Below are 20,481 nucleotides of genomic sequence, written 5' to 3' on the forward strand. Positions count from 1 at the left end.
TGCATCCTCAAATTTTAAGCGAGGTCATGAAAGCTCGCACTTCCCTGACAGCATTCAATCATGGCTTGCATTGATTCATCAAACAGGACCGTCTTAGCCGCTATTTTTCAAAATCATTATCGACTCACTATTATATGGCATTGCCAAACATTTAGATTGGATAAAACATTGAAGCCATCCCTGTGTTACAGATATTTCGACTGACAACACCTTGCGATGCATCAACTCGTAACGTTGGAAGGCAAAAATACGTCTAAACTTTACAGACTTTCTTGTTATTTTAACAAAAGCAAGCATGTTCACTCATCAAGATTTATTTGCCAAGTTTGATGACGCCAGTTCTTTGAAGCAAAAACTGGCACGCCTGCATCGGATATTGCAGGCGGAACTACCGTTTATAGCTCGTCTGGCGATTGCCTTGTATGATTCTAAAACGGAGAAGCTGACGACCTACCTGCACAGTAGCGGCGCAGACAATCCATTGCCGAATTATCAAGCCGATCTGGAACAGGCGCCATCTTTGCAAGAGATTCTGCGGCAAGGCAAACCGCGGGTCGTCAACAACCTGATAGCCTTTGCGAACGGCGAGCACGAGCACACGCTTAAAATCGAACAGGCGGGTTATGCGGCCAGCTACACGCGCCCGATGTTCTATCACGGCCTTTTTTTCGGGTTTCAATTTTTTAATTCGTTCGAAACCGATGTATTTACCGAAAGCTGCCTGCATAAACTGGATATTTACGGCCAGATCGTCACACTGCTGGTGATCAACGATTTATCCATCATCGGCATGTTGAACGCGGCAGTCAAAACCACCCAGGACATCGCCCATTTCCGCGATCCGGAAACCGGCAACCATCTGGATCGTATGTCCCGCTATGCGCGCCTGATCGCCTCCGCCCTGGCGGGCCAATACCGATTGGACGACATGTTTATCAATCGCGTCTTCATGTTCTCGCCCTTGCACGATATTGGTAAAATCGCGATACCGGACAACATCTTATTGAAAGCCGGTCCGCTGAACGAAGACGAATTCAATCTGATGAAAACGCATACAGTGAGAGGCAGGCAAATGATCGACGAACTGATCAACAATTTCGAACTCAACGGCATCAAGGATATCAGCATTCTGCGCAACATCGCCGAGTTTCATCATGAGAAAGTGAACGGCAGCGGCTACCCGGCCGGCCTGAAAGGCGCGGACATACCGCTGGAAGCCCGCATCGTCGCGGTCGCCGACGTGTTCGATGCGCTGACCAGCAAGCGCACTTACAAGGACGCCTGGAGCAATGAAACTGCTTTCACACTGCTGCGGCAAATGGCCGGCGAACAATTCGATCGGGACTGCGTCAATGCTCTGATTCAGAACGAAGCGGAAATCAACGAAATCCAGCGTAAATTTCAGGAGGATTTTTATTGCTAGCGGGAGGCATCATCGTCCCTGCATTTGCGTTCGCAGCATCTCCATTTCTTCCAGCAAATCCAAAACCAGGGCAACGCCTTGCAGATTTACGCCCAGATCCTGCCGTAAGCGGATCGCAACCTGTAAACGTTTCAACGCTTTGGTGTCGAACCTCCAAGTTTGCACACTAGCGCCCTGCGGCTCCAATACCCCTTCTTCGACCATTTCAATGATCTGCTCGGGACTTGTTTTAGCGTACTCGCACAGATCGACCAGGGAAAACCATACGGTCTCATCCAATACCATACCGGTAATAACAAACATTTCTTTAGTCATCACTTGATACCCATGTCTGCTCGCGGATTCATCGGCATGACGTTAGCCATCTTTTGATATAAGTCTTTTGCCGGCTCGCTGTTCGCGGGCGGCGTCACAATTTTTAGTGTGATGAATTGATCGCCCGGCGTCGCGGCAGGCAGACCTCGGCCTTTCAGACGCAATTGCGTGCCCGATTGCGAACCCGCAGGAATTTTGACATCGACCTTGCCGCCCAGAGTGGGAGCTGAAACCGTTGCGCCTAAAGCGGCCTCCCATGGCGTCACTGGCAATTCCATATAAATATCCCTACCCTTCGCATGAAAATAACGGTGGGGGTTAAACTCGACTTCAAGATATAAATCGCCGCTCTGTCCGCCGTGAACTCCCGGCATCCCCTGACCGGCCAGGCGTATGCGCTGGCTGGCCTGGATGCCGCGCGGAATTTTGATATTGAGTGTACGTTTATTCGACATGATCCGGCCCTGAGCGTCGATTTCCGGCATGTTAAGCGTAATCATCCGCACCCCGCCAAGATAGGCGTCTTCCAAATCGATCGCGATGCGCGCCTGCTGATCTTCGCCCTGGGCATGAAAGCCCCGGTAAAATACGCCTTCCTGACCGGGCGCAAAGCCGCCGCCGAACAAGGCCTCGAAAAAATCACTGAAGCCTGCCGGCCGGCCGCCCGCAGAACCCTTGCCGAAATCGAATTCACGCTGCCAGTCGGGCGGAGGCGTAAAGGGCTGTCCTTCCCGCCAGTTCTGGCCGATTTTGTCATAGGCGGCGCGTTTTTTCGGATCTTTCAGCACCTCGTAAGCTTCGCCGAGTTCCTTGAATTTGGCTTCGGCATTGGCTTCCTTGCTCACATCGGGATGGTATTTGCGGGCCAGTTTACGGTACGCCCTTTTGATTTCTTCCGGCGTCGCCTTGCGATCGACGCCCATGATCTTGTAATAATCTTTATACTCCATCGGATCGGCACAGGGTTGGGAAATTCAAAAAGGTTATGATAATCCTAACCCGAAAAAACTATAATGAAAACTTGCTGTCTTTACCCAACAGATTTCACATGTTAATCACATCTCTCGGGTAAAATAAAAACCGCGCAAGTACGGCGTATGGCGTATTCAGTGAAATAATAATGCCTCATTGACTCAGAAATCATCATGAAAATAATACCGTTAGACCCCTCTCAACTCTACAAGCCTTGTGACCTATCCCAGCTGAACTTCGCTTCCACCGAGGAATTGGACGATATTGACCTCGCAGTCGGCCAAGAACGCGCGATCGAGTCACTGAAGGTCGGCATCCGCATCGCCAGGAAAGGTTATAACATATTTGCGATGGCCCCCTCCGGCACCGGAAAACTGACGTCGGTATTGCAACTTGCCGAACACGAAGCCGGCCGCCAGGCGATACCGGCCGATTGGTGTTATGTGCATAATTTCAGCCAGCCGTCCAAGCCGAACGCGATCAAACTCGTTCCCGGCCAAGGTCGAATCTTCCAGTCCGATATGGAGCAGTTGATCGACGAACTGAGCATCGCTATACCCGCGGCCTTCGACGGCGATGAATACCGTTCCCGAGTCGGCGAACTGGAAAGTAAGTCCCGCCAGCATGAAATCGACCAACTCAGCCAACTGCGCGACGAAGCCGCGGACGCGCATATCATCCTGACCGAAACACCGACGGGCTATGCATTCGCTCCGGCTGACGACAAAGAACACCCGATCAGTTCCGAAGAGTTCGGTAAATTCGACAAGGACAAGCAGCACCAGATTGAAAAATCGATCTTCGAATTTCAGGAACGCTTGCAGAACCTGCTCAAAAAATTTCCGTCCTGGCGCAAGGAAACCAAGCGCAAACTGCAGGCGCTGAACCGCGAAGTAGCTGAACTCGCGGTCAATCACTCGATAGACGATCTGCTGGCGAAATACGCAAAACAGGAAGTGATTCTGGCTTATCTGAAAGATGTCAAACAGGACATCATCGATCATATCCGCGATTTCATTCCGCATTCCGAAAAGGTCATCTCTTTCATGGAATTTCCTCAGGAACAGAATCCTTTTAAACGCTATCAGGTCAATCTGATGGTGGATTTAAGCCAGAAGAAATCCGCGCCGGTCGTTTTCGAACAAAATCCGAATTACAGCAATTTGGTTGGGCGGATCGATCATCAGGCCTTTATGGGCTCCCTGGTCACCGACTTTACGATGATCAAGCCCGGCGCCTTGCACAAGGCGAACGGCGGTTATCTGATTCTAGACACGCAAAAACTGCTGTTTCAGCCCTATGCTTGGGAAAGCCTGAAAAGAACCCTGCAAATGGGCGAAATTAAGATTGAATCCCTGGAGCGCGCGCTGAGCCTGATAAGCACCTCGGCGCTCGAACCCGAACCGATTCCACTCGATGTCAAAGTCATCCTGATCGGCGAACCGCTGTTTTATTATTTACTGAGCGCCTATGATCCGGAGTTTCATGATCTCTTCAAGATCGCGGCCGACTTCGACGATACGGTCTCCCGAGAATCCAAAACGCCCGACTATGCCCGCCTGTTGGCGACGCTCGCACGCCGTGAAAACCTCAGGCCATTGAGCCGCCAGGCGGTCGCCCGGATCATCGAACATAGCGCGCGGTTGACCGGCGACACGGAGAAACTTTTAACGCATCTGCGCAGCATCACCGATCTGTTGACCGAAGCCGATTATTGGGCAAGCAGCAACGGCCATACCGAGATCACCCACAGCGACGTGCAACAGGCGATCGATCACAAAATCAGGCGTCTAGACAAGATACGCGAAAAACTGTACGAAAACATTTTGCGCGACACCCTGCTGATCGACACCGAAGGTAAGGTCGTCGGCCAGATCAATGGACTGTCGATACTGCAAGTCGGCGACTTCATGTTCGGCCAGCCTTCAAGGATTACCGCGACCACGCGCCTCGGAAGCGGCAAAATCGTCGACATCATGCGCGAAACCGAGCTCGGCGGCGCGCTGCATTCGAAAGGCGTGCTGATACTGTCGAGCTTCATCGCCGCGAAATATGCCAGAAAAAGCCCGTTTTCGATGGCCGCAAGCCTAGTCTTCGAACAAGCCTACGGCGAAGTTGAAGGCGATAGCGCCTCGCTGGCCGAACTTTGCGCGATTCTGTCCTCACTGGCGCGGGCGCCGCTCAGACAGGATATTGCAATCACCGGTTCGGTCAATCAACTCGGCCAGGTACAGCCGATCGGCGGCGTCAATGAAAAAATTGAAGGTTTCTTCGACATTTGCGCGGCGAAAGGCTTGACCGGCACGCAAGGCGTAATTATCCCGACTAGCAATATCAAACACCTGATGCTGCGCTGGGATGTCGTGCATGCAGCGCAGACGAAACAGTTTTCGATCTATGCGGTAACGACCGTCGATCAAGCTCTGGAAATATTAACCGATCTCGAAGCCGGCGAAGCCGACGCAGCAGGCAGCTATCCGCCCGAATCGTTCAATGCGAAGGTCGATGCGCAATTGCAGCAATTTACGCTGATAAAAAAAGATTTCAACAAATCACAGCCGGATAGTGTCTGAACAGGCGATCCGTCCTCTACACAGGTAAAGCATTATGAAAACAACCGGATTCTTTCGGCCCGACATGGCCAAAAAGCTCGACGGTCTGGTCGAACTGGCCGGTGACTGCAGTTACACTTGGGCACACGGCGCGGACGAAATCTGGTGCGAACTCGATGCCGAATTATGGAACCTGACGCGCAATCCTTGGCTGGTACTGCAATCGGTATCGCATTCGCATCTCGAAAGGCTCTCCGAAAACCCTGACTTTTGTCAGAAACTGCACGCAATCGTGTCGGCACACCGGCTTGCATTGTCCGAAAATCGCTGGTTCCAACACCATTACGAGCAACAAACCGCGCTGAAGAAAATTGCCTACTTCAGCATGGAGTTCGGCCTCAGCGAGGCGCTGCCGATTTATTCCGGCGGTCTCGGACTTTTGGCCGGCGATCATTTGAAGGCCGCCAGCGATTTGGGCTTGCCGTTGGTCGGTGTCGGCCTCCTCTATCAGAACGGTTATTTTCGCCAGGATTTCGACGCCGACGGCAACCAGATTGCACTCTATCCGTCCAGCAATATCACCGATCTGCCGGTCACGCCGGTGCGCGATGCGAGCGGCGAATTGCTGCGCATCAAGCTCTTAACGCCTTATCAACTCTGGGTCAGGGTCTGGCAGGCGCAAATCGGCCGCATCGAATTGTATTTGCTCGACACGAACGATCCGATCAATCATCCTGTCGATCGCTGCATCACCACGGAATTGTATGGCGGAGGCTCCAGACACCGGCTCGCGCAGGAAATTCTGCTCGGCATTGGCGGTTGGCGCGTTTTACAGGCTTTGGACATCACGCCCGACGTATGCCATCTGAATGAAGGCCACGCCGCCTTCGTTGTACTCGAACGGGCGCGCGATGTGATGCGCGAGAAAAATCTCGATTTTGCGACGGCTCTGACGATTACACGAGCCGGCAACCTTTTCACCACGCACACGCCGGTCGAAGCCGGCTTCGACCGATTCAGTCCCCAGATGATCAACGATCAACTGGGGCTGTATGCGAAAGAACTCGATATCAATGTACAGACGCTGTTGAGTCTGGGCCGGACGCCCGACTGCACGGATCCCTCCGCGCCTTTCAACATGGCCTATCTGGCGATACACGGCAGCGCGGCAGTCAACGGCGTCAGTCGCCTGCACGCAGAAGTCAGCAGAGAGATTTTCAGTCCGCTGTTTCCGAACTGGTCACGCTTTGACAGTCCGGTCACCAATGTGACCAACGGCGTCCACGTTCCGGCGTGGGATTCGAAGGAAGCAGACGAATTATGGACACGCCTTTGCGGCAAGGGCCGCTGGTTCTGCGATCCGGACATAGTCAGCAATAATTTCAACCGGGTCGCAGATCAGGAACTTTGGCAAATGCGCGCGAAAAACCGAGCGCGCCTAGTTCATTTCGTGCGCGACGAATTCCGGCGCGAACTCAACATTCACAGTAATTTACCCGAAAATGGACTCGATAAGCGCGTATTGCGCCTGTTCGATCCGAATGTGATGACGATCGGTTTCGCGCGCCGCTTCGCGACCTACAAACGTCCTAACCTGTTGTTGACCGATCCCGACCGGCTGGCTCGCATTCTGTGCAATCCGGCCATGCCCGTGCAGTTGGTCATCTCGGGCAAGGCGCACCCCGCCGATATTCCCGGCCAACAATTGATCAAGGCCTGGCATCAGTTCATGCGCCGCCCGGGGATTCGTGATCGGGCAGTGTTTTTGAGCGATTATGACATGGTCACTGCGGAATATCTGGTGCAGGGCGTTGATTTATGGATCAATACGCCAAAGCGTCCTTGGGAAGCCTGCGGTACTAGCGGCATGAAGATTTTGGTCAACGGCGGTCTGAATGTTTCAGAACTTGACGGCTGGTGGGCCGAGGCCTACACTCCGGAAGTCGGCTGGACTTTGAACGGCAATGAAGACGGGCACAGTGACCGGGAACAGGCGGAGATTCTCTACCGTCTGTTGGAGGATGAAATCGTGCCGGCCTTTTATGACCGCAACGAAAACGACATCCCCGAACGCTGGACCAAAAAAATGCGCGCCAGCATGATCACCCTGACACCGTATTTTTCCGCCAACCGGATGGTTCGGGAATATACCGAACGTTTCTATCTGCCGATGGCCGCGCATTACCACGAACGGGCCGCAAAACAAGGCGAGTTAGGTAAAAAACTGAAAGAATGGTTTCAGAATCTCTATGACTTCTGGCCGAAAATCCATGTCGCGAATGTGCAGGCCGAAGATCAGGGCACTCAATACTGCTTTAAGCTGCACATCTACCTTGGCGATCTGACCGCCGACGATGTCTCGGTACAATTGTTTTCGGAACCCACCGCCGACATTCACCAAACCATCCATCAAATCCCGATCGATCATCCGATTCCGGGCGCGATCAACGGCTATGTATACAGCCTCACGATTCCTGCGGTCCGGCCGATCAAGGATTACACTCCCCGCATCATTCCGCACCATCCCGGCTGCCTGGTACCGATCGAGACACAACATATTTTATGGATACATTGAGGGAGAGTTGTCGGCTTTCAAAAAAGCCGTGATCATCCCCTACCCGCTGATCGACCCTTGCAGGCGGGTCATCCAGGGCTCTTGCGTATGTGGGTCGACATGGAATGCGAGCGCTTCAGGTTTGTGCAGAAGGCCTTCCGCGCCGGATGCATGCGGGTTAAGCTGGCGTTTTTCGACGAAATCGATCATCCGCCGGGTGTTGTAGATCAGTAGCACCCGGTTGCCGTTTTGCACCGGATAAATCAGGTAGGCAATATTGCTTTCATCAAACGCCGGGTTGCGCGCGAACAATCCGGCCAGTCGGTCCTGATCGCCCAGCGACAGCACGTTCAGCAAGGAATCGTAGCGCCAGGCAATAATCAGGTGCAAATGTTCGGCCAAGCCGCCGTCGCGCTGCTTCTCGCGCAAGATGTCAACCTGCTGGTCGGACAGGATGAAACTTTCGGCGACCAGATAATGTTTGCCGCGTTCGCCGTCGTTCGCGAACAGCGCCAGTTTGTCGAGCGCCGAGTCTTCGAGCGCGTTCAGAAACGATTCGGGCGAACGGATGTGCTTGTAGACGGTGATCACCCACGGCAACGCGCGGCCGGTGTCCTCGAAACGCGACTTCACGCTGTCGATCACGCCGGAACGGAACAGTTCCTCTTCGCGCCCCGGCGGCTTCACGATAAACGCATCGACCGCCGCAATCTGAGTATGGAAGCCAGCCTCCTTGAATTGCTTGATCAGGTTTGCGTAACGCGGATGATAGGGAATGCTGGTGCCGTCATAAAGCAGGTTATAACGGAAAGTGCGCGCATGATCGGCGACCATGTCGCGCAAGCGGTTCGCGAACGGTTCGACATAGACATAATCGTCGCTGTGATGGCCGGCGGTGGTCAGCACCAGGTACAAATCGCTGACCTTGCGAAACTCGTCCAATGACGCGATCACGAAATTGTCGCCGCATTGGGCTCTGGCGATCTCCTCGACGGCGGTCTTGCCTGACCCGGCGCCGCCCATGCACATGAACAGCTTCGGATTCGCATCCGGAGTCTTGCCTTCAAAGATTGCCGCTTTCGCCGCTTCTAACTTCGCAGTGATACGGCCAAGCCGCTCGTAAGCGATTTCGACCCCGCGTTTCAGACGCACGTCGCCATCGGCCGCGATCAGCAAACGGGTTTTCAGCGCCTCATTATTGGCCAGTTTGAAAATCGGTGTTTTGCCGCCTTCGCATTGCCGGAGCAACTCCATCAATTCGGTATGGCTCGGCAGGCGTAAACCGGTCAGCATGTTGATGTCCAGGCAGAACAGCGGCGCAATGCCGTTCGTACTCAAACGCAGGCCATCGATCTCGTGCTTGTCGGATGCGCGCAGCTCTGCAGTGCCCGGCAGATAGCCGATCACCCGTTCCGAAATGCGTAACGGAAAATCCGCGAAATGCTTGCCGGCCACGAAGTCTTCTTCGCGCACGCTGTCGAGCGGCACCAGGCCTCCGTCAATCCTGACCAGACAATCGACGCCGTCTTCGGTCCGGTGCGACAAAAACGGAATCCCGCCGACGAAGGTTTTATGCTCCGGCCATTTGCCGAAGGCATTCGGCGGGTTTTGCAGGCTTTTCGTGCGTGTCGGATCCAGCGCATGCTCGAACGCAAGCGTCAGATCGGCCTGCGAACTTTGTTGATTGTGCAAAGCCTTCGCATCTTCGGCGGTTAGTCGGCGAAAATCGATGCCCGCCTCATAAACGCTCTTGAAAGCCGGCAGCTTGCCGAGCACGGTCATAAAAAAATCGAGGGTAATCCGATTGCCATACGAAAATGGCCGAATTTTACGCATTTTCAGATAGAAACCGGCCAACCGTTCGGCGATGTCGGCGGTGCGGATCACGAAGCCGTTATTATCGAAAACGGCGGTATCGCGGCACTTTTCATCGTCGAGCACGAGCCCCGCTACGGCCTTGCGGAATTTTTGCCGCTTGTCGGGATCGATCATCGACCCCGGACGGTGTTTGACCGTCGGTTGTTCCTTCCAATCCTGATACATCTCCCTGTGAATATGCGAGAACAGTTCAGTAAGATAGGTCACGCGCTTGGTCTGATCGTGCGAAATGGTTGCCTCGTTTTCCTGGCGCAGAGCGGACAGCAGCACGCAGCCGCGCGCGGTCGCCAATACCGTGCGCAATTTCTTCAGTTGCTTATATCCCGCGATGCGAGGAAGGACGCTATGAGTCATGATGTCGAGATAAAGACGCGAAAGATGAAACGGCGGAAAAACACCCAAACAGCCAGCAGCGGTTTATTTTTTGCGGATATAAAATATTTGCTGCTGCGCGTGCCGGACGAAATCGATGATTTTATGTCCTGACTGGTCCGAATAAACGCCGATATCCAGATGGGCAGCCGGATCGGTCGCGATCACTTTGACCACATCGCCGCTGTCAATGTCCAGCAACGCTTTTTTCAGACGCAAGAGCGGCAATGGGCAATGCAGGCCGCTGGCATCAACTTCGATATCAAATTCAACCATCGTTCGATTTTAACTTGTAATGACTCGGTAAAGACGTCCTATAATACCACTCTCCCAACTCTCCGAGAATGATCGCAGCGAAATGGATTATTTCCCTCTTTTTGTCAATTTGCAGGACCAGCCGTGTCTAGTAATCGGCGGCGGTGAAGTGGCCGCTAGAAAAATTGAGCTGTTGTCCCGGGCCGGGGCCCTCATCACCGTGGTCGCCGAGGAACTCAGCAGCAGCGTCTCCTCGATCAAAACCAGCCAACCATTAACCTTGCTGAACAAGCGCTTTGCCGCCGAGGATTTGGGCGATTTTCGCCTGGTCGTGTCGGCGACCAATGACGGCGAAACCAATCGATGGGTCTCCCGCCTGGCGCATGAGCGCAACATTCTGGTGAACGTAGTCGATAACCCGGCCTTATGCAGCTTCATCTTTCCGGCGATCATCGACCGGTCGCCGATAATAGCCGCCGTCTCCTCGGGCGGTGCCTCGCCGGTGCTGGCTCGACTGCTCAGGGCTAAAATCGAAAGCGTCGTACCGCCGAGTTACGGACGCCTTGCAAAGCTTGCCGAAAAATACCGGGACAAGGTCAAAGAAGCGATTAAACAGCCCGCACTGCGGCGGATATTCTGGGAAAACCAGCTGCAAGGACGAACCGCCGAACTGGTCTATGCGGGCAAGGACGAAGAAGCCGAGCAGCATCTCCTAGCTGGCCTGGCGCAGACCGATCCCAATCAACATAGAGGGGAAGTCTATCTGATCGGCGCCGGACCCGGCGCGCCCGATTTATTGACCTTCCGCGCGTTGCGGTTGATGCAGCAGGCCGATGTGATTGTTTATGACCGCCTGGTCACGCCGAAAATTCTCGATCTGGCACGGCGTGATGCGGAAAGGATTTATGTCGGCAAACAGCGCGACGATCATACCCTGCCCCAGGAATCGATCAATGTATTGCTGGCCGATCTCGCCAAAGCCGGCAAGCGCGTCGCGCGAGTCAAAGGCGGCGATCCGTTCATCTTCGGCCGCGGCGGCGAGGAAATCGAAACCCTGATGCAGCAAGGTATCCCTTTCCAGGTCGTGCCCGGCATCACCGCCGCCTCCGGTTGTGCGACCTATGCGGGTATTCCGCTGACACACCGCGATCATGCACAATCCTGCACGTTCGTGACCGGCCATCTGAAAGACGGCACGGTCAATCTGAACTGGACGCAACTGGCCGCGCCGAACCAAACGGTCGTGATCTACATGGGCCTGATCGGATTGGAACAGATTTGCGCAGCGCTGATCGCGCACGGCAGCCCGAAAGACCTGCCGATCGCGTTGGTTCAGCAAGGCACCACAAATCATCAGCGAGTGATTACCGGCACGCTCGCAACACTGCCGGCCCAAGTCGCCGATGAACGAATCAAGGCGCCCACGCTGATTATCATCGGCACCGTCGTGAGCCTGCACAGCAAGCTGGAATGGTTCAAGACAACATGACGGACGCTGCCGGTCTTATGACCTACGTAAATCAGCGGATTTTCACGCGAAACGCTAGCCCTGATCAGCAATCCTTGCGATAATAACCCAAGTTCAATTCAGCCTGTATTCATTGTCCGCGACGATAATGATGCATAACTGATTGGCGGCGATCGAAAAGAATAAGAATTGAAATTTCCTGTTAAATTCCTTATCCTTAGCGAGTTTAACTATTAATCGGACTGTTCCGCAGTCCTTTCACCATCAAGAGAGGTCAACATGAAAAAATCATTAGCCACATTCGCGGGAATCGCTTTGATCACATTGAGCGGACAAGCCTTCTCCAGCGAAGCTAACGAAATCGGCAAAAAAATCTATGAGCGCGCCTTTGGCCGTGGTTGCGGCACTTGCCACGATATCGCTTCGAATCCACAATTGCCCGCTTTGATTAAAGCCGGCACCCTGGACAGAGCAAAATTTGAACAAGTCCTGCGCGAAGGCAAAGGCGGCATGCCGAAAGCGCTGGATGAGATTATGAAAAACGCAGCTGTTAAAAAAGCAGGCCTGACCGAAGAACTGGCGGTTGATGACTTGTACGAATATCTGAAAAACAAATAAGCCTCCGCGCTTAGCAGGGTGTTTCATCACACCCTGCTTTAAGCAGCAGTGATTTTACGTAATATCTTCTATTACGCAAGCCCATTGCAATAAAAAAGCCGCATCACCTGAAGGTGAGTGCGGCTTTTTATTTTACCCAATAACCGATTACTGTTTGCGCAAATAATTCTTTATCGTTTGTTTGTAAGTCAATACATTCAGGTTTTTAAACCAGATGCTGGCGATCGCCGCAAGCATCAAGCCGCAGGACGCTAAGCTGACATAGATCAGCCGTTTCAACTGCGACATCTCTTGCAGCACCTGTTGATTGCTCTCGGCCTGCGCAGCATTCCGGACCTTCGGAGACGGCTCCGAATAGGAGCGCAACACTTTGACGTCGTTTTTTAAATCCTCGATGGTACCCAACGAATTGGCTGCGGCACCCATCCGGATACTGTCTTCGAGCATTCTGAGTTTGCTTTCGATCGAACCACTAACCAGACCAATCACCTGCCCTTTTAACGCATTCACCTCGGTACTCAGGACAGAATTGCCTTCAACGGCATTCGCCGCGCTCTGCTGTTTTTTCAGATAGGCCGTGGACTGATGCGGAGGCACCACGAAATAGCCGAGAACCGCGACCAACACCGTTAATACGATAACAGCCAGCAGCAAAAACCGATTAGCCTTGACCAATGCCTGAGCCGAAGGAACGCTTTGCAGTTTCCCCCGCACCTCAATGATTTGTGAATGAAATTCTTGATTTTCGCTCATCAATTAACGCCTCTTGAACCGGACGATACAGCCCCCTTAAACGCCCGGCCCCATTTTTTATTATTGTCAAAAGATCGTAATGCCATGACTCGGAAAGAATTATACAAGCTAATCGATCATTGCCGCATTTTATTTTTGCGTATCAGCGCAATTGTTTTGCCGCCGCAATGCGCATCCTGAGCGCGTTCAGCTTGATGAAACCTTCGGCATCTTTTTGATTGTAAGCGCCGCCGTCGTCCTCGAACGTCGCAATGCTTTCGTCGAATAGGCTGTCGCTATCCGAACGCCGGCCGACCACGGTCACATTACCTTTGTACAATTTGACCCTGACCTTGCCGTTCACATTGACTTGCGACGAATCGATCATTTGCTGCAGCATAAGGCGCTCAGGGCTCCACCAGTAGCCGTTATAAATCAGCGACGCATAACGCGGCATCAATTCGTCCTTTAAATGCGCGACTTCTCGGTCCAATGTCAACGACTCGATGGCGCGGTGCGCTCTCAACATCACGGTGCCGGCCGGCGTTTCGTAGCAGCCTCTCGACTTCATTCCTACATAGCGGTTTTCGACGATGTCAAGACGGCCGATGCCGTTCTCGCCGGCAATCTTGTTCAGCTTCTCCATCACCTGGGCGGGAGAATGCGGCACATCGTCAATCGCAACGATGTCGCCCTGTTTGTAGGTCAACTCCAGATAGGTCGGCTTATCGGGTGCGGCTTCAGGCGACACGGTCCAGCGCCACATGTCTTCTTCCGGCTCTGCCCAAGGGTCTTCGAGAATGCGTCCTTCATAGGAAATATGCAGCAAATTGGCATCCATCGAATACGGCGATGCCTTGCCTTTTTTCATTTCGACCGGAATGCCATGTTTTTCGGCATAGTCGAGCAAGGTTTGCCGCGAAGTCAATTGCCATTCGCGCCATGGCGCGATGATATGGATGTTGGGACGCAATGCGTAAGCGCCCAACTCAAAACGCACCTGATCGTTGCCCTTGCCGGTCGCTCCGTGCGAGATCGCGTCCGCGCCGGTTTCATTCGCGATTTCGATCAGCCGTTTCGCGATCAATGGCCGCGCGATCGAGGTGCCGAGCAGGTATTCGCCTTCATAAATCGCATTGGCGCGGAACATCGGGAACACGAAATCGCGAGCGAATTCTTCGCGCAGGTCATCGATATAGATTTCCTTGATGCCCATGGACTGCGCTTTCGCGCGCGCGGGCTCGACCTCCTCGCCCTGCCCCAAATCGGCCGTGAAAGTGACGACTTCACAGTCATAGACTTCCCGCAGCCATTTGAGAATCACCGAGGTGTCCAAGCCCCCGGAATAAGCCAATACCACTTTTTTGATTTCCGACATAGCGCCTTAAATTTCCTGGTTAAAAATAGTCGTAATTATACCGAAAGCGGACTCATGATGACAGGACCTCGATATCGGCGATCTTTTTCCGCCAGATGACCGGCGCGGTTTCGTGCACCGAAATACCTCGGCTGTCGACCGCGACGGTGACCGGCATGTCTTCGACGACGAATTCATGGATCGCTTCCATGCCCAAATCCTCGAAAGCGACTACACGGGACTTGCGGATCGCTTTCGAAACCAGATACGCCGCTCCGCCGACCGCCATCAGATAGACCGCCTGATGTTTTTTGATAGCGGCGATTGCTTCGGGACCGCGCTCGGCCTTGCCGATCATGCCGAGCAAACCGGTATGAGCCAGCATAGTCTCGGTAAATTTGTCCATCCGGGTCGCGGTCGTCGGTCCCGCGGGGCCGACCACTTCATCGCGTACCGGATCGACCGGCCCGACGTAGTAGATGAACTTGTTCTCGAAATCGACGCCTTCCGGCAAGGCTTCGCCGCGCCGGATCAGGTCGGCCAGGCGCTTGTGCGCCGCATCGCGACCGGTCAGCAAGGTGCCGCTGACCAACAAGGTATCGCCCGGCTGCCAGCTTGCCGCCTCGGCACGGGTGACCGTATCGAGGTCGACACGCTTCGCCGGCGCGCCTTCCCGGCTGATTGCCGGCCAGTCATCCAGACTCGGAGGGGCCAGTTCGGCCGGACCTGTGCCATCCAGTACGAAATGCGCATGCCGGGTCGCGGCGCAGTTCGGAATCATCGCAATTGGCAGATTCGCCGCATGCGTCGGATAATCGAGGATTTTGACATCGAGCACGGTGGTCAGGCCGCCTAAGCCCTGCGCGCCGATGCCGAGCGCATTGACGCTTTGATACAGTTCGAGCCTCAGTTCTTCGAGCGCATCGTGAGGACCTCTCTCGATCAGTTCCTGAATGTCGACCGATTCCATGCAGGCCTGTTTGGCCAGCAGCATCGCTTTTTCGGCGGTGCCGCCGATGCCGATGCCGAGAATGCCGGGCGGACACCAGCCGGCGCCCATCGTCGGCACTGTTTTGAGCACCCAGTCGGCTATGCTGTCGGACGGATTCAGCATCGCAAATTTGGCTTTCGCTTCCGAGCCGCCGCCTTTCGCCGCGACATTCACTTCGACCTTGTCGCCCGGCACGACTTCCATATGGATCACCGCCGGGGTGTTATCTTTCGTGTTGACCCGCTTGCCGGCAGGATCCCTCAGAATCGATGCGCGCAAGACATTGTCGGGATGCGAATAGGCGCGCCGGACACCTTCATTGACCATGTCGGCGACGCTGATCTCCGCATCCCAGCTCACCTGCATGCCGATCTTCAAAAATACCGTCACGATGCCGGTATCCTGGCAGATCGGCCGTCGGCCTTCCGCGCACATTCTGGAGTTGATCAGGATCTGCGCCATCGCATCCTTCGCGGCAGGGTTCTTCTCCTTCCGATAGGCTGCATCAAGCGCCTGGATGAAATCGACTGGGTGGTAATAGGAGATATACTGCAATGCATCGGCGATGCTTTGGATGAAATCGTCTTGCTTGATGATCGTCATACGGGGTTATTACAGGTGGGATAAGCGAGTAGCCCGGATCCGCTTCGCTGCACCCGGGCTACATTCAGGCTGGTTTACGTCAAATCGATTCGTCGTCGATCTCTTCGATTGTCAGCGCCGATTTTTTCCGGTAATGCGGCAAAATACTCATTAACAGCGTGATCACGGTGGCCATATACGGCACTGCCTGCACCGAGAGCACACCCATCCACAGCTTCCCGCTCATATTGTCGAAATGTTCCAACGAGTTCATCCCGACGACTCCCGCGATCAGCAATAACAGCAGAAACAACTCCTGACGGACCACCATCAGACCCGCGAACAACGGCCCCTGCTTTTCGTATTTCGGCGTGCGCATGAACGGCTTGCCCGGAACGAACATACCCTGCCAAACGCCCCGTGCGACCGTATGGGTCAGCGACAGACCGGACAACGAAGCGCCGATCGACTCCCAAATCGAGCACGGCACCTTGGCCTGATAGAGCCACAGACTACGCAAAATTTTAAAGGTAAACAACCCGATCGTCGGCAGCAGGAACGCATTGACCGGCAATTCGCTGTGAATCGGATCGAGGAAAATGACACCCGTCAAAATCAAACTGGCGCAGGTAAAAATCAGAGCCAATGCATCAGAAAACCACGGCAGCCAGCCGGCGACAAAATAATAGCGCTGGGCCGACGTCAGCGGCGACTTTTTGGTCGGCGTGAAACTCTTCCAATGCGCCTTGATGATCTGCATCGCGCCGTAAACCCAGCGGAAACGCTGTGTCATATATCCGGACATCGTATCAGGCATCAGGCCGCGGCCGAACGAATCCTTTACATAGACCGAATCGTAGCCTGCTTCGTAAAGGCGCAGACCCAACTCGCTGTCCTCGCAGATACACCATTCGGACCATTTGCCGACTTCGAAAAGCGCCGATTTACGCACCATCGTCATCGTGCCGTGCTGGATGATTGCATTGTATTCATTCCGCTGCACCATGCCGATATTGAAAAATCCGGCATATTCCCAGTAACAGAAACGTTTGAACATATTCACATGGCTGTCGCGGTAATCCTGAGGCGACTGCACGAAACCGACGTTTTCATTATCGAAATAAGGCACCATGCATTTGAGCCAGTCCGGGGACAAAATATAATCGCTGTCGATCACCGCAATAATTTCGGCATCCGGCGCCGTCTGTTCAAGCGCGTGGTTGATCGCGCCGGCCTTAAAACCGGGCCAGTTTTCGAGATGGAAAAAGCGAAATTTCTCCCCCAGCCGTTCGCAGTCGTCGCGCACCGGCTCCCACACTTCGGGGTCCTTGGTGTTGTTGTCCATCACCAGCACTTCGAAATGCGGATAATCGAGCTTGTTCAACGCCTCCAACGTTTTCCGCACCATCATCGGCGGCTCGTTGTGAATCGGCAGATGGATAGACACCTTCGGATAGCGGAAATCCGGCGACGGCGTCAGCGGCTGGAAACTGCGCGTGGTGCGGCGGTGCCAGACGACTTCGACGATTTCCATCGTTTCGATCAACAGAATCGTCAACGCCAATATCTGCATCAGGATCAGCAAAATCCAGAACGCGATCGTCAATTCATTTTGATATTGTTGCGCGCCGATCGATAGGGTCCAAAAAACGAACGACGCGGCCAGGTTAGTAATGAGGCCGAAAAACACGATGCCAGGCAATGCCAACGTTCGGCGCGTAAACAAAAACAGACCCATCAGCACCGCGCTGACCCCCGCGGCGGCAGTCGCCCAGTGTTTCCAGCCGGGCAAGGCCAATACCGCGCCGTCCATCGGATATTTCGGCTGGCGGTCGGCATTGAAGATACCCCAATATGCACCGGCCGAGCCTTCGATTTCCATCTTCCACGGCTGATCGAACGCTTCAACGATATAGTAAGGGATCTTTTGCTCGGCGGCGCGATTCAAAAACTCCCGCAAAAAGAATGCCTGATTAGTGCGCGAGGCTGTCGCGTGTTTGTACGGCTGACCGTCCGATGGCCAGCCGACTTCGGTAATCACGATCGGTTTATCGGGATAGGCCTGCTTCAGTTCTTGATATTTTTCAAACACAAAATCGACCGCATCCTCGACCGCGATGCCGTTCCAATACGGCAGAATATGCGCACCGATGAAATCGACCTCGGCCACCAATTCGGGATGCTTCAACCAAATGTCGAAAGTTTCCGAGGTGCTGACCGGACGCCAAGTGCGCTTCTTGACTTCGCGGATATAGTCGATCAGTTGCTGCGTCGAAATGTCATTTCGGAACAATACCTCGTTGCCGACCATCACTCGGACGATTTTATTATTGTTTTGATTGCTGACCTGCAGCAAGGTCTCTATTTCCTGACGATTTTTTTCGAGATCGCCGTCGATCCAGGCGCCGACCGTCGTATTCAGATTATGCTTGGCGGCCAGTTCGGGTATTTTGTGCAAACCATTCAACACACTGTAGGTACGCACCGCATGGACCTTGTTTTCGAGCAAGGCCAAGTCCTGATCAATCTCGGCCTCGGTCGGAAATTGACCGTTTTTCTGGGTATATTCTTTCCGTCGTGGATCGAAAGTCACCCCCATGGTCGTTTTGGTCCATGATTTCAACTGCAACGGGTTGTTGATGTAGCTCCAGATATTGAAATTAACCAGAACGAGCACAGTCAACGTTAGCAAAATCGTTAGTGTTCTTTTCATCAAGATACTCGAAAGTATTTTATAGTAAGTGCATTTGTTGGGAGAGAGGATTGGGAAGGATCGTCTGGTTTGTGTTGACGACGCCAACTCGGGAAAACCATCATCGACCGACTCTGATGGTCGGCCAAATTATAGTGCAATTCGCCTGCGGCAAATGACAATTTTAAATCGTTTGCTTATCGAAACGCAGGTCGGGTTAGCGTATAACCCGACATCAGGGCTAATAAAGGTACGCAATACCCTCTCGGACATAAATGCATACCCTACAAAAAGAATATTAGCCTTTTTTGATATAAAGATCGGTAATCGTGCCGTTGATCATTTCGGCCGCAAAGCCGAGCGTTTCGGACAAGGTCGGATGCGGATGTATCGTCAACGCGATGTCGTCTGCGTCAGCACCCATCTCGAGCGCCAATACCGCTTCCGCAATCAACTCGCCCGCATTCGGACCGACCATGCCCGCACCGAGTAGCCGACCGGTTTCCTTGTCGCAAAGGATCTTGGTGACGCCTTCCTTACGACCGAGGCTCAATGAGCGGCCGCTCGCAGCCCACGGAAACACCGCTTTGTCATAATCGAGCCCTTGCGCCTTGGCCTGATTTTCGCTGAGTCCCATCCAGGCAATTTCAGGATCGGTATACGCGACCGAAGGAATGGTCAACGCATCGAATCCGGCTTTATGGCCTGCCGCGACTTCGGCCGCGACCTTACCTTCGTGTGCGGCTTTATGAGCCAGCATCGGATTGCCGACGATGTCGCCGATCGCGAAGATATTCGCGACATTCGTGCGCTGCTGCCTGTCGACCGGAATGAAACCCTGGTCATTGACCGTGATGCCGGCCGCTTCCGCGCCGATCAGCTTGCCGTTCGGCCGTCGTCCGACCGCGACCAGCACGGCATCGAAAACCTCCGAGTCGGGCGCGCCCTTGCCTTCGAACGAGACTTTCAGTCCGTCGTCCTGAGGCTCGATCGCGGTGACCCGCGTTTCGAGCCAGATGTTTTTGTATTGTTTCTTGATCCGGCGCAGTAATGGAGTCACCAGATCCTTGTCGCAGCCCGGAATGATCTGATCCATCAATTCGACCACGCTGATTTCCGAACCGAATGCATGATAGACGGTCGCCATTTCGAGACCGATGATGCCGCCACCGACGATCAGCAGCTTCTTCGGAACCTGCTTCAGTTCCAGCGCATCGGTCGAATTCCATAAACGTTCGTCGTCATTCGGAAACGTCGGAATTTGAGTCGGATGCGAACCGGCCGCGATGATCGCCTGATCGAAGGTGATCGTCTTGGTGCCTTCGGGTGTGTCGACCTCGACCGAATTTGGCGAGGTAAAACGGCCCGTGCCTTGCACGAGATTGACTTTGCGCTGCTTGACCAATCCCGCCAGACCATCGTTTAGAGACTTGCTGACACTCGCTTTCCAGGCGCGGATCTTGTCGATGTCGATTTCGGGTTTGCCGAAGCTCAAACCGTGACTCCGCACCTCTTCCGCTTCATGGATCAACTGCGCCATGTGCAGCAGCGCCTTCGACGGAATACAGCCGACATTCAGACAGACGCCGCCCAATACCGGATAACGTTCGACCAATGTGACCTGCTTGCCGAGATCGGCCGCGCGAAACGCCGCGGTATAGCCACCGGGACCACCGCCTAAAACCAAAACTTCCGAATGCAATGTTGCGCCGTTCATATC

At 53.9% G+C, this 20,481-nt stretch carries 14 protein-coding genes; 5 read left to right on the forward strand and 9 right to left on the reverse strand.

Translation table 11 applies throughout. From position 1 onward, the window contains the following. Positions 1–295: 295 nt before the first annotated feature. Positions 296–1,423 (forward strand): HD domain-containing phosphohydrolase, encoded by a 1,128-nt coding sequence (locus U2W12_RS19280; protein ID WP_326502328.1) that lies wholly within the window; start codon positions 296–298, stop codon positions 1,421–1,423. A gap of 9 nt (positions 1,424–1,432) precedes the next feature. Here U2W12_RS19280 and U2W12_RS19285 read toward each other — a convergent pair whose 3' ends face one another. Then, positions 1,433–1,738 (reverse strand): chaperone modulator CbpM, encoded by a 306-nt coding sequence (locus U2W12_RS19285; RefSeq protein WP_326502329.1) that lies wholly within the window; start codon positions 1,736–1,738, stop codon positions 1,433–1,435. Then, on the reverse strand, positions 1,738–2,688 hold the full coding sequence (locus tag U2W12_RS19290) for a DnaJ C-terminal domain-containing protein (RefSeq protein WP_326502330.1): 951 nt from the start codon (positions 2,686–2,688) through the stop codon (positions 1,738–1,740). The genes U2W12_RS19285 and U2W12_RS19290 overlap by 1 nt, the downstream gene beginning before the upstream one ends. A gap of 195 nt (positions 2,689–2,883) precedes the next feature. Here U2W12_RS19290 and U2W12_RS19295 point away from each other — a divergent pair, with 195 nt between their 5' ends. Then, positions 2,884–5,283, forward strand: a complete 2,400-nt coding sequence (locus U2W12_RS19295; RefSeq protein ID WP_326502331.1) for an ATP-binding protein — start codon at positions 2,884–2,886, stop codon at positions 5,281–5,283. A 34-nt stretch (positions 5,284–5,317) separates the two neighbouring features. Then, positions 5,318–7,837: an alpha-glucan family phosphorylase gene (glgP, locus tag U2W12_RS19300; RefSeq protein ID WP_326502332.1), complete on the forward strand. Its 2,520-nt coding sequence runs from the start codon at positions 5,318–5,320 to the stop codon at positions 7,835–7,837. Between the two features lie 39 nt (positions 7,838–7,876). Here the strand turns inward: glgP and U2W12_RS19305 are convergent, their stop codons facing one another. Further along, positions 7,877–10,048, reverse strand: coding sequence for a zeta toxin family protein (locus U2W12_RS19305; protein WP_326502333.1), 2,172 nt, complete (start codon positions 10,046–10,048; stop codon positions 7,877–7,879). 63 nt (positions 10,049–10,111) lie between these two features. After that, positions 10,112–10,342 (reverse strand): sulfurtransferase TusA family protein, encoded by a 231-nt coding sequence (locus tag U2W12_RS19310; RefSeq protein WP_326502334.1) that lies wholly within the window; start codon positions 10,340–10,342, stop codon positions 10,112–10,114. Between the two features lie 82 nt (positions 10,343–10,424). On the opposite strand from U2W12_RS19310, the gene cysG reads away from it, so the two are divergent. Both cysG and U2W12_RS19320 read left to right on the forward strand, forming a co-directional pair. Continuing rightward, entirely contained in the window at positions 10,425–11,810 is a 1,386-nt protein-coding gene (gene cysG / locus U2W12_RS19315; RefSeq protein ID WP_326502335.1) for a siroheme synthase CysG, read from the forward strand. Between the two features lie 258 nt (positions 11,811–12,068). Next, the gene (locus U2W12_RS19320; RefSeq protein WP_326502336.1) at positions 12,069–12,407 is read left to right on the forward strand and encodes a c-type cytochrome; all 339 of its coding nucleotides are present in this window, start codon (positions 12,069–12,071) and stop codon (positions 12,405–12,407) included. 147 nt (positions 12,408–12,554) lie between these two features. On the opposite strand, the gene U2W12_RS19325 is transcribed toward U2W12_RS19320, so the two are convergent. From U2W12_RS19325 to lpdA, 5 genes are all read right to left on the reverse strand, one after another. After that, positions 12,555–13,160 (reverse strand): hypothetical protein, encoded by a 606-nt coding sequence (locus tag U2W12_RS19325; RefSeq protein WP_326502337.1) that lies wholly within the window; start codon positions 13,158–13,160, stop codon positions 12,555–12,557. A 142-nt stretch (positions 13,161–13,302) separates the two neighbouring features. Next, entirely contained in the window at positions 13,303–14,517 is a 1,215-nt protein-coding gene (locus U2W12_RS19330; protein ID WP_326502338.1) for an argininosuccinate synthase, read from the reverse strand. A gap of 52 nt (positions 14,518–14,569) precedes the next feature. Continuing rightward, on the reverse strand, positions 14,570–16,090 hold the full coding sequence (locus U2W12_RS19335; RefSeq protein WP_326502339.1) for a fumarate hydratase: 1,521 nt from the start codon (positions 16,088–16,090) through the stop codon (positions 14,570–14,572). 79 nt (positions 16,091–16,169) lie between these two features. Beyond that, a complete protein-coding gene (locus U2W12_RS19340) occupies positions 16,170–18,782 on the reverse strand; it encodes a glycosyltransferase (protein ID WP_326502340.1) in 2,613 nt (870 codons plus the stop codon). A gap of 277 nt (positions 18,783–19,059) precedes the next feature. After that, complete coding sequence (lpdA, locus tag U2W12_RS19345; RefSeq protein ID WP_326502341.1) at positions 19,060–20,478, reverse strand: dihydrolipoyl dehydrogenase; 1,419 nt, start codon at positions 20,476–20,478, stop codon at positions 19,060–19,062. Positions 20,479–20,481 lie beyond the last annotated feature (3 nt).

It is taken from the genome of Methylomicrobium sp. Wu6 (assembly GCF_035916875.1).
Classification (GTDB): Bacteria; Pseudomonadota; Gammaproteobacteria; order Methylococcales; family Methylomonadaceae; genus Methylomicrobium.

What these genes read in the sequence shown, in the direction of transcription:
- U2W12_RS19280 (WP_326502328.1), top strand. Translation starts at nt 296, where the DNA reads ATGTTCACTCATCAAGATTTATTTGCCAAGTTTGATGACGCCAGTTCT.
- U2W12_RS19285 (WP_326502329.1), bottom strand. Translation starts at nt 1,738, where the DNA reads ATGACTAAAGAAATGTTTGTTATTACCGGTATGGTATTGGATGAGACC.
- U2W12_RS19290 (WP_326502330.1), bottom strand. Translation starts at nt 2,688, where the DNA reads ATGGAGTATAAAGATTATTACAAGATCATGGGCGTCGATCGCAAGGCG.
- U2W12_RS19295 (WP_326502331.1), top strand. Translation starts at nt 2,884, where the DNA reads ATGAAAATAATACCGTTAGACCCCTCTCAACTCTACAAGCCTTGTGAC.
- glgP (WP_326502332.1), top strand. Translation starts at nt 5,318, where the DNA reads ATGAAAACAACCGGATTCTTTCGGCCCGACATGGCCAAAAAGCTCGAC.
- U2W12_RS19305 (WP_326502333.1), bottom strand. Translation starts at nt 10,048, where the DNA reads ATGACTCATAGCGTCCTTCCTCGCATCGCGGGATATAAGCAACTGAAG.
- U2W12_RS19310 (WP_326502334.1), bottom strand. Translation starts at nt 10,342, where the DNA reads ATGGTTGAATTTGATATCGAAGTTGATGCCAGCGGCCTGCATTGCCCA.
- cysG (WP_326502335.1), top strand. Translation starts at nt 10,425, where the DNA reads ATGGATTATTTCCCTCTTTTTGTCAATTTGCAGGACCAGCCGTGTCTA.
- U2W12_RS19320 (WP_326502336.1), top strand. Translation starts at nt 12,069, where the DNA reads ATGAAAAAATCATTAGCCACATTCGCGGGAATCGCTTTGATCACATTG.
- U2W12_RS19325 (WP_326502337.1), bottom strand. Translation starts at nt 13,160, where the DNA reads ATGAGCGAAAATCAAGAATTTCATTCACAAATCATTGAGGTGCGGGGG.
- U2W12_RS19330 (WP_326502338.1), bottom strand. Translation starts at nt 14,517, where the DNA reads ATGTCGGAAATCAAAAAAGTGGTATTGGCTTATTCCGGGGGCTTGGAC.
- U2W12_RS19335 (WP_326502339.1), bottom strand. Translation starts at nt 16,090, where the DNA reads ATGACGATCATCAAGCAAGACGATTTCATCCAAAGCATCGCCGATGCA.
- U2W12_RS19340 (WP_326502340.1), bottom strand. Translation starts at nt 18,782, where the DNA reads ATGAAAAGAACACTAACGATTTTGCTAACGTTGACTGTGCTCGTTCTG.
- lpdA (WP_326502341.1), bottom strand. Translation starts at nt 20,478, where the DNA reads ATGAACGGCGCAACATTGCATTCGGAAGTTTTGGTTTTAGGCGGTGGT.